Consider the following 13971-nt stretch of genomic DNA (forward strand, 5'->3'; position numbering starts at 1 on the left):
CAGGCTAGGACGGCCTCGGCAGGCCCCGGAGTTCGCGCAGCTCACGGGAGAGATCGCCGGGCGAGGTGACCGGCAGGCGGCAGGTGAAGTCGCGGCAGACGTACGCCGCGGGCTCGCCGCCCACCAGGCCGCGCCCGCGCATCAGCGGCACGTCGCCGTCGCCCAGGGCGATCACCGTGCCGGGCACGCCGGCCATGAGCGCCGCCCGGTGCAGCGCGGCCGTCCGCCGGTCGCCCACCGGTCCGCTGATCGCGACCTCGGGCGGGCCGGCCAGCGCGGCCTCGGCCACGGCCAGGCCCCACCCGGCGAACCGGGCGTGCCGCTCGGCCAGCGCCGAGACCGCGCCGAGCGCGGCCAGGGCCGCCTCCCGGTGGCGGGCGGAGCCGGTGAGCGCGCCATAGGACAGCAGGGCGCCGGCGGCGGCGGACCGGCCGGACGGTGTCGCGTTGTCGGTCGGGTCCGCGGGACGCTGGAACAGCCGTTCGCCGTCGTCGGGGGTGTCGAAGAACCCGCCCTCGCCGTCGGGGAAGTGGTCCAGGACGGTGTCCAGCAGCGCGCCCGCCCGCTCGAACCACCGCGACTCGCCCGTGATCCCGTAGAGCGTGAGGAAACCCTCCGCGACGTTCGCGTAGTCCTCCAGCACGCCCGCGTTGGGTCCCGCGCGGCCGTCCCGCGAGGTGCGGGTCAGGCGGGAGCCGTCGATGTGCACGCGGTCGATCAGCTCGGCGGCCTCGCGGGCGGCGTCCACGAGGTCCGGACGGCCGAACAGCGCGCCGGCCTCGGCGAGCGCGGCGACGGCCAGCCCGTTCCAGGCCGCCACCACCTTGTCGTCCCGCCCCGGGCGCACGCGGCCGGCGCGCGCCGTCAGCAGCTCGGCGCGCACCTCGTCGAGAAGGGCCTGGTCGCCGGGGTCGGACAGCAGGCGCAGCACCGAGCTGCCGTGCTCGAAGGTGCCCTCGGGCGTCACGTCGAACACCGACGCGGCCCACGCGCCGCGCTCCTCGCCGAGGGCCTCGCGCAGCTGACCGGGCGTCCAGACGTAGAACCTGCCCTCCACGCCCTCGCTGTCGGCGTCCAGCGCGGAGGCGAAGCCGCCCTCGGGGGTGCGCATCTCGCGCAGGAGCCAGTCCGCGGTCTCCAGCGCCACGCGCCGCGCCAGGGGAGAGCCGTCCGCGCGCCACCAGTGGGCGTACACCCGCAGCAGCAGCGCGTTGTCGTACAGCATCTTCTCGAAGTGCGGGACGATCCAGGCGGCGTCGACGCTGTAGCGGGCGAAGCCGCCGCCGAGCTGGTCGTAGATGCCGCCCCTGGCCATGGCCTCCAGGGTCTGCGCCGCCATGCGCCCGGCCTCGGGGCCGCCGTGGCGCAGCAGGAACTCCAGCACCATGGACGGCGGGAACTTGGGCGCCCCGCCGAAGCCGCCCCTGGCCTGGTCGAAGGTCCGCGCGAGGTCGCGGACGGCCGCCTGGGTGACCTCGCGCCCGGGCGCGGGCCCGGACGGCACGCCGCCGCCCCCGGACAGGGCCTCGACCACCTTGGCCCCCTGGGCGAGCACGGCGTCCCGCTCGCGCGCCCACGCCTCGGACACGCCCGCGAGCAGCCGCTGGAAGTGCGGCCGGGGGAAATAGGTGCCCGCGTAGAACGGCTCTCCGCCGGGGGCGGCGAACACGGTCATCGGCCAGCCGCCCTGGCCGGTCATGGCCGTGGTGGCGCTCATGTAGACCGCGTCCACGTCGGGGCGCTCCTCGCGGTCCACCTTCACGTTGACGAAGTGCTCGTTCATCATGCGGGCCGTCTCGGCGTCCTCGAACGACTCGTGCGCCATGACATGGCACCAGTGGCAGGCCGAGTAGCCGATCGACACGAGCAGCGGCACGTCGCGGCGGCGGGCCTCGGCGAAGGCCTCCTCGCCCCAGGGAAACCAGTTGACCGGATTATCCGCGTGTTGCAGCAGGTACGGGCTCGTCGCGTCCTTCAACCGGTTCATGGGACCTCCCCCGCCCGCGCGCGTCTCGCGCCTCGTTCCCCACCTTAGCCGCAGCTCGCGGTGGTGATCCCGGGCCGTTTCCCGGGGAGTGCGGATATTCGCGGGGCCGGTGTGAATGGCCGGACGAGGCCGTCATGCTTCCCCGATCGGCGATCAGGGTTTAGTTTCCAGGGAGTAATTGCTCGGGGGACCTCATATCGCCGGTTTCTAGGAGAAGCTGTATGCGAAACACCCTCCGCAGAGGGTTAGGCGCCGCGACCGCGGCCGTCGCCCTCGTCCTCCCGTTGGCCGTGGCCGGACCGGCCGCCGCGGACCCCGACCTCGCGGGCCTCGCCCGCACGGTCACCGCGCCGGGAGTGGAGAAGCACCTGCAGAAACTGCAGCAGATAGCCACCGCCAACAATGGGACCCGCGCCGCGGGCACTCCCGGCCAGATCGCCTCCCGCGACTACGTCGCCGGGGTGCTCAGGAAGGCCGGATACAAGGTGACGCTCCAGGCGTTCCCCTTTGACTTCTTCACGGAGCTGTCCACCGCCACGCTCCAGCGGGTCTCGCCCGACCCGCGGACCTTCACGCCGTCCCCGCCCGACAACGGCTCGCTGGGCGAGTTCGCGACCATGACCTACTCCGGCTCGGGCGACGTCACCGCGCCCCTGCAGAAGGTCGACCTGGTCCTTCCGCCCGGGCCCACGCCCAGCACCTCCACCTCCGGCTGCGAGGCCGCCGACTTCGCCGGCTTCACCCCCGGCAACATCGCCCTGCTCCAGCGCGGCTCCTGCGACTTCCGGGTCAAGGCGCTGAACGCCCAGGCCGCGGGCGCGCGTGGCGCGATCATCTTCAACGAGGGGCAGCCCGGCCGCACCGAGACCAACCGCGGCACCCTGCTCGGCGTGGGCGTGACCATCCCGGTCGTCGCCGCCAGCTTCGCCGCCGGAGAGGAACTGGCCCGCCCCGCCTCCTCCGTCGTGCGGCTCAGGACCGAGACCGTCAGCGAGGCCCGCACCACGCACAACGTGATCGCCGACTCCAAGTGGGGCGACCCGAACAAGGTGGTCCAGCTCGGCGCGCACCTGGACAGCGTTCTCGCCGGGCCCGGCATCAACGACAACGGGTCGGGCAGCGCGGCGATCCTGGAGGTCGCGGAGAAGCTCGCCAAGGTGCCGTTCCGCAACAAGCTGCGGTTCTCCTTCTGGAGCGCCGAGGAGCTCGGCCTGCTCGGCTCGGAGTACTACGTGGCCAACCTCTCCGCCGCGGACAAGGCCAAGACGAAGCTGTACCTGAACTTCGACATGGTCGGCTCGCCGAACTACGCGCTCAAGATCTACGACGGTGACGACTCCGACGCCACCGGTTCGCCCGCAGGACCGGCCGGATCCGACGAGATCGAGAAGCTCTTCGAGAAGTACTTCGACACCCTGCGCCAGGGCCACGTCGGCACCGACTTCGACGGCCGCTCCGACTACGGGCCGTTCATCGAGGCCGGGATCCCGGCGGGCGGCCTGTTCACCGGCGCCGAGGGGGTCAAGACCCCCGCGGAGCAGGCGCTGTTCGGCGGCACGGCGGGCGTCGCCTACGACTCCTGCTACCACCAGGCGTGTGACGACATCAAGAACATCAACAGCAAGGCGCTCGCGCTGAACACCGGGGCCATCGCCACCGCGGCCCTGGTCTACGGCTTCGGCCGCGACCTGCCGGGACCGGACACCCGTCCCGCCACGGCGGCCCGCGCCGCGGCGCCGGCCGCCCACGCGGACCACGCGGGCGCGTCGGCCAGGTGAGACCAGGTGGCCGGGCGCACGCGGGGGGCGGGCGCCCGGCCACCTCAGCCGATCAGATGATCGGGCAGGTCTGCCCGGGAACGGTGAGCGACGCCCGCGCGTGGCTCACGATGACCTCCACGCCCGCCAGCGTGCGGACGTGGATCGCGTTGACCGTCACGCCCCGGCCGCCGGGCCCGGGCACCTGCTCGTTGACGATCACCTTGGCGACCCGCGGCACGTCGATCGTCAGGTTGACCTGCGGGTCCACGACCTGCCTCCCGTTGATCCTGAGGTTGGTCAGCCGCACCTCGCCCGTGGCGGTGACCTTCCCCGTGTCGTCGTCGGCGGCCTTCGCCGTGGCGACGATCTCATCGGCGGTGATCACGCCGCGCAGCAGGTCGAGGCGGGCCGTCGTGGCCGAGGCCGAGGCCGTGCGCAGCCCCGCGGCGTCGACCACTCCCGAGGCGCGGGTCGAGAGCACCGCCAGCGAGCCCACGCCGGGGATCGGCGCGCCGGCGAGCGTGTTCTTGTCCTCGCCGGGCTTGATGGTGCAGGAGATGTCGGACGGCGCCAGCGGCGGGATGCCCACCGGCGGTGTGGACGCCTTGACGCCGTACGCGTGGGCGTCGAAGACCAGGACCGGCGGCACGAAGCGCACGCGCGCGCACTCGGGGAGCAGCACGCCCGCGTGGGCGGTGAGATCGGCCGCACACGTCTCGTAGGTGCCCGCGCGGGCCGCGGTGACCTCCACCTTCGCCGTGCAGGACGCCGTGCCCTTGGGAAGCGTGCCCGTCACCTTGATCTGCCCCGCCGAGGGGGTGACGGTCGCGTCCGCGCAGGTGGTGACCGGCTTCGTCCCCGTGGGCACGAGCCCCGCCGGGAGCCGCTCGGTGAACGACCAGCCCTTCTTCACTGCGAGCTCGCTGGTGTTGGTGACCGTGAAGGTGAGCGTGACGGGCTTGCCGACCTCGGCGGAGGCGGGGGAGTAGTCCACGTCGAGCTGCGGGGTGACGTCCAGGACGCGGACGTTGTCGTAGGCGTGGTCGTTGCCGTACCCGCTGCCCTGGAAGTTGACCAGCCGGAGCCCGACCGTGGACCCGTCGAACAGCACCGGGCCGTTGCCGGTGTAGGTGCCGACCGCGATGCCGTCGACGACCGTGGACGCGTCCACGCACGGCTCGATCGGTGTCGTGAAGGTGGGCACCGCCCGGGCGCCGTCGAGCAGGTAGAACCCCAGCTTGGCGTGGTTGGCGTAGCAGTTCACCTCCGCCACGTCGACCGAGAAGGTCAGGAAGCGGTTCGGCGCGCCGATCGCGACGGGCTTGGCCGCCTGGAGCTGGGTCTTGCCCGCGCCCGGGTCGGCGTGCGTGTAGGCGGTCACGGCGTGGTTGGTCTCCGGGTCGCCGCCCGCCCACTTGCCGAGCGTGCCGGCGAGCTGCTTGACCGAGCCCCACCAGCCGCCGCAGCCGGTGGCGGGCGGCACGGCGTCCGGGGCGCGGCGCGAGACGATCCAGCCGTTGCAGTTCGCCAGGAAGACCGGGTCGGCGGTGTAGGCCTGCGCGACGGGCGCGGGGCCCGTGTAGCCGGTGACGAGGGTCGGCGTGCCGTCCTGCCCGTTCTCGAAGTTCTCGGCGAAGACGACCCTCGGGGCCTTGGGCGCGGCGAGCGCCCGCGCCGGGGAGTGCGCCTGGGCGGCGCCGGGCGGGAGGAGGACGATCGTTGTGGCCGACAGGACGAGCGCGGCGAACGCGGCGGGGGCGCCGCGCCGCGTGCCCGGCGCGCGACCGCGCAGACCGCGTACGCGTGAAAGTCTCACGTGCGTAATCCCTTTCTGTTGACCGATCGACTTCACCGAATGTAAATGCTCGGGAACGGTCGGTGGATCTCGGTCAGGGCATGGAATTCGCATCGATTTGGAAAACGGTGGGCCAGGTCGGCGGGCTGTAATGTGCCGTACGCTGGCGGCCGAAACAGAGGAAGCCGGGCCGGGTTTCCCGTCCGGTGACGCCTGCGGTGATCTAGCTGCTCATCGCCATGATCGTGACGTGGTGGCGCGTCCGTGGCCGCGTGTGTCGCCTGTAGGGAATCTTCGGAATATTCCTACTTCGGCGTGTTTTTTCAGTCCTGCCGATATGAGGGCATATATCAGGATGTCGCGTACTCATCGGACCCGAATACTCGGGCAATATGGTCTCTGGTCTGAAAAGCGAAAGGCCCGCCACGCAAGCGGGGCCGTGATGCGGGCGGCTCTCCGCGAAGGGGAGAAATACCAGATCTCCCGGCAAAGGTGCCGAACATGAAGAAGACGGCGCCCGCTCGTCCGGCGGCGCGCCGTCTTCCGAAGCCTGGGCCCTCGGCCCGGGCGCTGTCCCGATGCGCGCTCAGGGGTTGGTGACCATGAGGGCGATGCCGATCAGCACGATAATGGGGATCAGCCACATCACGGCCTCTACTGCGAACTCCTTGTACACGTCCTGCTCCTTACGATGATCTGTAGCGCCGCGAATGGCTCCGATGCAGCTTAACCGGCCCACCCCACCGAACGAGAGCCCCCGCCGCCGTCTCCGCGGCGCTCGGCGAGGCGGCCCCAGGCCGCCGCGGCGGCGAGGGAGACGGCGAGCAGTGCGAAGCTTCCGGCGATGTCGAGCACGTAGTGGTTCCCCGTGACGAGGACGACCGCCACCATGCCCAGCGGGAAGAGCCACGGCAGCAACGCCGCTCGCGGGTGGGAGTCCCGCAGCGCGCACCACGCGGCGTACGCGCACCACAGCGACCATCCCACGTGCATGCTGGGCATCGCGGAGAACGACGTCGCGCCGGCGGCGGCGTCCCGGGTGGCAGGGCCGCCGAAGATGTCGTGCGCGGCGATGATGTCGACGACGCCCGGGAGCGCGAACCGCGGGGGCGACATGGGCACCGCCCAGTAGACCGGCAGCACGAGGACGGTCATCGCCACGAGGGTCCGGCGGACCTTGACGTAGACGTCGGCGTGCCGGACGAAGACCCACACCAGCACACCGAGGAGCACGAGGTAGTAGAGGCGGTAGTAGTACACCGCCGGCGGGATCAGGAACGGATGTCCGGTCAGCCATCGGTTCGCCGCGAGCGCGATGTCCAGGTGGAGGGCGCGCTCCATGGACTGCAGGGTCAGGGCGTTGGCGGTCGCGACCGCGGCGTCCGTCCCTAGGGCGGCGTGGATCCGCGTGAACAGCAGGATCACCAGCAGCAGGCCGGCGGCTTCCACGAGCGGGGCGGGCCGCCCGCCCCCTCTCCCGGCGAACACGACCGAGCGGACGCCCGAGAGCAGGCGCGGTAACCCGCCGGGGTCCCCCTCACGTGAACTGATCATGGCTTGTTGGACGGAGCCGGCGCGCCGGAAGTTCGTGCCGGTCCTGGCCGATCACTTCTCGAAGAGGTGGGCGTTCACCTGGCGGGCCTCGGCGGCGAGGGAGGGGACCTCTGTCACCTGGCGGCCGGACCGGCGGAGGGTTTCGGCGCCGGTGCAGTCGGCGAAGAGGTCGGGTTCGCGCCAGGCGAAGACGACGCGGGGGATGGGCGTGGCGAGGATCAGGGCGGTGCAGCCGCGCGGGCGGGAGGCCCGGGTGGTGCAGGGTTCGAGCGAGGTGTAGAGGGTGGCGGTCGCCAGGCGGGGGTCGTCCGGGGCCAGCTTGGCGAGCGCGGCCTCCTCCGCGTGGTCGTGGGGGTCGGCCTCGCGCGAGTAGCCGGTGGCGAGCGCCGCGCCGTCGTCGCCGACGATGACGCATCCCACGGCGAACGCGGTGAAGGAGGTCGGGCAGCTGCGCGCGAGCTCGACGCACGCGCGCAGCCACCGCGCGTCCTCGCCCGTCGCCCCGGCCGCGCCGGAGCCGGAGGGGGTGGGGGAGGTGGTCATGAGGGGGGCTCCGTCGGGTGGTAGCGCAGGAGGACCACGTCGCCGATGGGGCGGGCCTCGGCCAGGCGCAGGGGGTGGGCGGGATCGTACGGGAAGACGCCCCCGGCGACGAAGCGGGGCGCCGAGGGGTCGCCGACGAAGAACGGGGCGACGACCACGTGCAGCTCGTCGACCAGGCCGGCGGTGAGGAAGAGGGTGTGGACGGCCTGGCCGCCTTCGACCATGAGCCGGCGCACGCCGCGGGACGACAGGTCGGCGAGGAGGCCGGCCGGGTCCAGCGGGTCGCCGGCGTCCACGACGGTGGCCACGCCGCCCAGCCGGGCGCGGGCCTTGTCGGCGCACGGGCTCTCGGCGTAGACGATCTTCTCGACGTCGCCGAGGGTGAAGAAGCGGCGGCCGGGGTCGAGGTCGCCGTCGCGGGTCAGGGTGACCTTGAGCGGCGTCTCGGCGAGCCCCCGGCGGACACGGTCCGCGCGCCGGGCGGCGGAGCGCACGAGCAGCCGGGGGTCGTCGGCGCGGATGGTGCCGGGTCCCACCAGGATGGCGTCGCAGCCCGCGCGCACCTCGTCGACGCGGTCGAAGTCGGCGTCGTTGGACAGGGCGAGCGGCGTGCCCGAGGTGTCGTCGATGTGGCCGTCGATCGACATCGCGACCGACAGCAGGACGTACGGACGGCTCGTCACCGGGGACCTCCACGACGGATGCCCTCCATCATGGACCCGGCCGCCCGGTGGCATCCACGCGCCCCCGTCCGGGGGACGGAAGACGACGCGGGATCGCGGGGTGGAGAGTCGTCCGGGTTCTGGACGGACGCCGGTGGCGCCAGCCCCGGGCGGATCAGGCGTGCTGCGGGGCGGTGGCCCTGTCGATCCAGGTCTGGACGAGGCGGATGACGATGGCCTCGGCGAGCAGGACCGCGGCCTTGGCCAGCACAGAAGCAAGGAAGTTGTACATGGGAACCTCACAGGACATTTGGGTTGCTTCATCCATGATGAGGGATGTCTGTAGTGCTTTGTCCGTATCGAGGTGACCGTTCGGTGAACGATTGGTGACCGGGCCGTCACCCCCCGGACGGCCGGCCGAGCACCCGCGTCGCCAGGCCCGCCGCCGTGCCGCCCGCCAGCCCGATGCCCCAGGCCACCGGGCCCACGGGACGGCAGCCGAACACGTGGCTCAGCCCCGGCACGGAGATCACCACGAACAGCGACGCCAGCGACACCGACGCCGCGAGCAGCACCGTGCGGTCCCTGCCCCCGGCCGCCACCGTCTGGGCGAGCTGGGCCACCACGAGGCCGATCAGCCCGACCGTGTCCGCGCGCGACGCCGTCCCGGTGTAGCGGGCGAACGTCCAGGCCAGCGAGGCGGCTGCGGCCGTGGTGGCGGCCCGCGCGTAGATGTCCCGGTTGAGCGCCTCGCCCAGCGACGCCTCCGGCCCCTCCGACAGCAGCGTCTCGGGGCTCGTCGCGCTCGGCGGGCGCACGGCGACGGCGAGCGCGGGCAGCATGTCGGTGAGCAGGTTCACCAGCAGGAGCTGGCGGGCGTTCAGCGTGTTGCGCCCGGCCAGCAGGTTGGACCCGACCGTGAAGACGATCTCGCCGAGGTTGCCGCCGAGCAGGATGCCGAGCGCGTCGCGGACCGAGCTCCACATCGCCCGCCCCTCGACGATGGCCTCCACGATCGTCTCGATGCGGTCGTCGGTCACCACGACGTCCGCGGCGGCCCGCGCGGCGGGCGTGGCGCGCGACCCGAGCGCCACCCCGACGTCGGCGAGCCGGATCGCCGGGGCGTCGTTGGCGCCGTCGCCGGTCACGGCGACCACCCTGCCCGCCCGCTGGAGGCCCTCGACGATGCGGGCCTTGTGGGCGGGCGTGACCCGGGCGAAGACCGACACCTCCGGCAGCACCTTCGCCAGCGCGGCGTCGTCCAGCCGGTCGAGCTGCGGCCCCGTCATGATCCGCGGCCCGTTGACGACGTTCAGCTCCGCGGCGATGGCCTCGGCCGTGCTCGGGTGGTCCCCGGTGATCATGACGATGCGGACGCCGGCCCGCGCCAGCCGCGCGACGCTGCGCGCCGCCGTGGGCCTGACCGGGTCGGCGAGGCCGAGGAACCCCAGGAAGCACAACCCGTCGATGCGCGACTCGTCCAGGTCCAGGCGGCGGGAGGCGGCGCGTTCGGCGACGGCGAGCACGCGGAGCCCCTGCTGGGCGAGCCGGTCGACCTCCTTGGCCAGCGTGGTGGCGGCCTCGTCGTCCAGGGGCGCCACCTGGCCGTCGCTGAGCATCGTGACGCAGCGGGTGAGCACGACCTCCGGCGCGCCCTTCACGTTGAGCACGTGCGGACGCCCGCCGCGCGCCCGCGTGCCGTGCCGGGACGCCGGCGCGGTGCCGAGCACGGCGTGGTAGCCCCGCGCCGACTCGAACGGCAGCTCCGCGACGCGCCGCCACCCGGGCAGCCCCTCGGTGGGGTCCACGCCGAGCCGTGCCGCGCCCTCCATCACCGCCCGGTCGGTGGGGTGGGGGACGACCCCCTCGCCGTCGAACTTCGGCCCGGCTCGCAGCGCCGCCGCCAGGATGCGCCGGTAGTCGGCGGGCAGGGCGTCGGCGGGAAGCTCCACGCGCCCGTCGGAGATGCCGCGCAGGCTGATGCTCCCCTGGGTGAGGGTGCCGGTCTTGTCGAAGCACAGGACGTCCACGCGTCCGAGCGCCTCGATCGTCGAAGGGTTGCGCACCAGGGTCTCGCGGGTGGACAGCCGTTTGGCCGCGGCCAGCTCGGCCACGGTGGCGATGAACGGCAGCCCTTCCGGGACGGCGGCCACGGCCAGGTTCACGGCGGGGGCGAGCGCGCCCGCCAGCGGGGAGCGGCGCAGCAGGTTGGTGGCCATGAGCAGCGCGCCCGACCCGACGGCGACCGGCATGATCTGCCTGCTCAGCGCGCGCAGCCGCAGCTCCACGCCGGTCGGCGGCACCTGCCCGCGCTCGAACTCGGCCGTGCGCCGCGCCTCGGTGGCCGGGCCGGTCGCGACGACCACGGCCAGGCACTCGCCGGCGGCCACGGTGGTGCCCTGGTAGACCATGGAGCTGCGCTCGGCCACCGCGAGCGCCGCCGTGGGCAGGACGGACTTGGCCGCGAGCCGCGACTCGCCGGTGAGCGGCGCCTCGTCCACCTCCACGCCCCTGGCCTTGAGCACGCGGCAGTCGGCCGGGACGGCGTCGCCGGCGCGCAGCTCGATCACGTCCCCGGGGACGAGGTCGCCGGCGGTGGCGGACACGGTCCCCGAGGGGCGGCGCACCCGTACGGAGATGGCGGTGGCGCCGGTGAGGCGGTGGAGCGCCCGGTCGGCGTTGTGGCGCTGGGCGCCGCCGATCAGCCCGTTGACGGCCAGCACGCCCGCGATGAGCACCGCGTCCAGGGCCGAGCCCACCGACGCCGACACGCCCGCCGCGGTGGCGAGCACCGGGGTCAGAGGATTGGCGAGCTCCTCGGCGGTCGCCCGGAGCAGGGGCAGGCGGACGGCGCGCGGCCGGGGACGCCGGCCGTCCCCGCGGCGCGCGGCCTCCTCCTCGGTCAGCCCCGACAGGCTGGTGGACAGGCGTTCCAGCACGTCCGAGGCGGGCAGCGCGTGCCAGGGGGTGCGGTCGGCCCGCTCGGGCAGCCGCCCGCGGCCGAGATCGCGTCCCGACCAGGCGCCGGTGGCGAGGGCGGCCAGGGACGCGCAGTCCCCGGCGAGCTGCACCCGGCGCACCGCCCCTGCGGCCGGGCCGAGCACGGTGAGCCCGGCGCCGACCGCGGACCCCGCCGCGGAGACCTTCAGCCCGCGGCGGCTCGCGACTCTCGCCGGGGCGAAGGCGGTGAGCAGCATGTGCGCGACCTCGGGCCCGCCGATCACATCGGCGTCCCACGGCGTGCGGTCCCGTCCGGCGAGCAGGCCGATGCCGAGATCGGCCTCGCGCAGGCCGCGGCGCGGGCGGGCGGCCACCACCGCGACGCCGTGGCCGTCCTTCTGCAGGGCCCGCACGGACCGGGCGAGCCGGTCGCCGCCGGGCACGGAGGTCTCCGCGCCGAGCCGCCACGACAGGCTCGGATGGCCGCCGGCCAGCACCACCGCGCACGTGCCCCGCGCCGCGCCGACCAGCGCCTCGGCCCAGGGCGGCGTATCGGGCACCACGCCGACGAACGCGGCCGTCTCGCCGTTCAGGGTCACCGCGACCGGCCGCACGCCCTTGTCGCTCCAGTGCGGCGCCGTCGCGGGAACGGCCGCCAGCGGCTCGGCGGCCCAGTCGTCGCGTTCGTGCCGCCGGGTCGCGTCCGCGCCTTCGAGCATGGTGTAGATGCGGGCGTGCAGCTCGTCGACGTCCACGCCCGAGTCCATGATGATCACTTCGTGGACGGTCCAGGTGTTCCGTGTCAGCGCGTCGGCGTCGAACACGACCGTGTCCACGCGGTCCATGCCGCGCAGCGCGTCCCGGTCGAGCACGAGCCCGCCACGGTGCGCCGCGGCGCGGCTCAGCGTGCTCACGAACGCGTCCCTGCCGAGCCTGGCCGCCCGCGGCGTGGCGGAGACCAGCATCGCGAGCGCGCGTTCCTGGTGGGCGCTGAGGAGCGACGTCACCCCGTAGGAGGCCAGCGCGCCGACGCTCAGGGAGTCGGCGTAGCGCTCGATGGGGCCGTAGGGCAGGGGGACGGGGCGTGCGGCGCAGGCGGTCCTGAGGTGGCGGTAGGAGCCTTTGGCGGCGGCGAGCCGCTCCTCGGCGTCGTGCCAGGCGCGCAGGCCCGCGCGCGCCTCGGCCAGGCGGCCCGTGGCGGCCAGGGACTCGATGAGCATGCCGAGGGGACGCAGCGCCAGCGTCTGCGCGGTGAAGCGCGCCGTGGCGAACACCACGTTCGCGGTAGGACGGCCGACCCGGCGCTCCACCTCGTGCCGGACGCGTGGCGCGGCCTCGGCGAGCTGCAGCAGCGCGGGCAACGCGGCCGGGACCCTGGCGACGCGGACGACCTGGCCCGCCAGCGTCAGGCCCATGCCCGCGAGCCCCGCGCCGAGCTCCACCAGCGCGCGGGCCTGCCGGTCCGCCGCGTGCCGCGCCGTGCGCCCGCCGTCGTCCCCGCCGGGCACGTCCAGCTCGTCCACGGCCGACACCAGCGCGGCGACGTCGGCCCGCCGCGGGTCGCAGCCGGCGAACACGAAGCCGAGCGCCCCGTTGACCTCCGCGCGCGTGACGCCGTCGATCCGGAGGAGGCGCTTCTCCAGCGCGCGGGCCGCCGCCGCCCCGCCGCCGACGTGGCGCAGCTCGACGCGCAGGCCCCCCGCGCACGCGTGGACCCGCCGCGGGCAGGGCAGCAGCCCCCGGACCTGATCGGGCAGCAGGGAGGCCAGGGCGGCGGCCGGAACCTTGAGTCCACGGCCGAGTCCACCCCCGAGGCCACCCCCGAGTCCACGCAGCAGGAACACGACGCCTCCACGAACCCCGGTGGTACAAGCGGATCAGGCCGCGCGAACCATGCGCGGCCTGATCGTTCGTTGATGAGTCTGCCCAGGTCAGGGCGTTGTACGCCCCTCTGTCTGCGGAGTGGTCCTCGGCGTGGCGGCGGTCCCGGAGGTCGTGGCGGCCGGCGTCGTGGCGCCGCCCGTCGCGCGGGTGCTCCGCGAGGCGGCGCCGGTCGTCCTGGACGTGCCGGTCGTCCGCGACCGTGTTCCGCCGGTCGTGCCCGTGGCGCGGGTCGTCCTGGACGTGCCCGTCGTCCGCGAGGCGCCGGCCCGCGGGGTCGTCCCGGTGGTCCGTGAGCGCGAGGTGGCGCCGGTGGTCCCCGTGGTGGTCCCCGTGGTCCGGGACCGCGTCCCGGCGGTCCGCGCGGCCGTTCCGGCCGTCCGGGCCGTCCGGGAGGTGGTGCCGGTCGTCCGCGAGGTCGTGGTGCGCGCGGGCGTGCGGGTCGTGGCGCCGCGCGCGGTGGTCCGGCCGGCGCGCGTGCCCGGCGTGGTCGTCCTGGTCGTCCGGGTCGTGGCGCGCGCGGCCGGGCGCGCCGGCCGCTCCTCGGACGGCTCCCCGCCGGCCCTGCGACCGGCGGCGGCGCAGGCGCGCTGGGCGATCACGGTTCCGGCCCCGATCGCGGCGGCCACGGGCCACTCCAGCAGCCCGAGCACCGCGAGCAGGCCGAGGCCGCCGTAATAGGCGACGCGTTCGGTCGGCGGCAGGAACGTGCGGGCCGTCTCGACGGCCCGGCTCATCTCCTGGCCGCGGCGCCCCGTCTCGCCCGTCGTCGCGCCGGTCAGGCGCGGCATACGAGGCATCCTGGGCATGCGAGGCATGTGGGGCCGGTGGACGTGGAAGCTGACGACA

8 protein-coding genes are annotated in these 13971 nt (G+C 74.3%); 2 read left to right on the forward strand and 6 right to left on the reverse strand.

From position 1 onward, the window contains the following. Positions 1-4: 4 nt before the first annotated feature. The gene (locus BJ981_RS15260; RefSeq protein ID WP_184611924.1) at positions 5-1987 is read right to left on the reverse strand and encodes a thioredoxin domain-containing protein; all 1983 of its coding nucleotides are present in this window, start codon (positions 1985-1987) and stop codon (positions 5-7) included. 221 nt (positions 1988-2208) lie between these two features. Here BJ981_RS15260 and BJ981_RS15265 point away from each other — a divergent pair, with 221 nt between their 5' ends. Beyond that, the gene (locus tag BJ981_RS15265; RefSeq protein ID WP_184611926.1) at positions 2209-3765 is read left to right on the forward strand and encodes a M28 family metallopeptidase; all 1557 of its coding nucleotides are present in this window, start codon (positions 2209-2211) and stop codon (positions 3763-3765) included. A gap of 52 nt (positions 3766-3817) precedes the next feature. Here the strand turns inward: BJ981_RS15265 and BJ981_RS15270 are convergent, their stop codons facing one another. From BJ981_RS15270 to BJ981_RS15290, 5 genes are all read right to left on the reverse strand, one after another. Continuing rightward, complete coding sequence (locus tag BJ981_RS15270; RefSeq protein WP_221314709.1) at positions 3818-5563, reverse strand: choice-of-anchor P domain-containing protein; 1746 nt, start codon at positions 5561-5563, stop codon at positions 3818-3820. 705 nt (positions 5564-6268) lie between these two features. Beyond that, a complete protein-coding gene (locus BJ981_RS15275; RefSeq protein ID WP_184611930.1) occupies positions 6269-7096 on the reverse strand; it encodes a phosphatase PAP2 family protein in 828 nt (275 codons plus the stop codon). A 51-nt stretch (positions 7097-7147) separates the two neighbouring features. Beyond that, the gene (locus BJ981_RS15280) at positions 7148-7639 is read right to left on the reverse strand and encodes a cytidine/deoxycytidylate deaminase family protein (RefSeq protein ID WP_184611932.1); all 492 of its coding nucleotides are present in this window, start codon (positions 7637-7639) and stop codon (positions 7148-7150) included. Further along, entirely contained in the window at positions 7636-8322 is a 687-nt protein-coding gene (locus tag BJ981_RS15285; RefSeq protein ID WP_184611934.1) for a RibD family protein, read from the reverse strand. The genes BJ981_RS15280 and BJ981_RS15285 overlap by 4 nt, the downstream gene beginning before the upstream one ends. 377 nt (positions 8323-8699) lie before the next feature. Continuing rightward, the gene (locus BJ981_RS15290) at positions 8700-13085 is read right to left on the reverse strand and encodes a cation-translocating P-type ATPase (protein ID WP_239139496.1); all 4386 of its coding nucleotides are present in this window, start codon (positions 13083-13085) and stop codon (positions 8700-8702) included. A 130-nt stretch (positions 13086-13215) separates the two neighbouring features. On the opposite strand from BJ981_RS15290, the gene BJ981_RS15295 reads away from it, so the two are divergent. Beyond that, positions 13216-13800 carry a hypothetical protein gene (locus tag BJ981_RS15295; protein ID WP_184611936.1) on the forward strand — a complete coding sequence of 195 codons (585 nt, stop codon included), beginning with the start codon at positions 13216-13218 and terminating at the stop codon, positions 13798-13800. Positions 13801-13971 lie beyond the last annotated feature (171 nt).

Origin of the sequence: Sphaerisporangium krabiense, assembly GCF_014200435.1 — a bacterium.
Classification (GTDB): domain Bacteria; phylum Actinomycetota; class Actinomycetes; order Streptosporangiales; family Streptosporangiaceae; genus Sphaerisporangium; species Sphaerisporangium krabiense.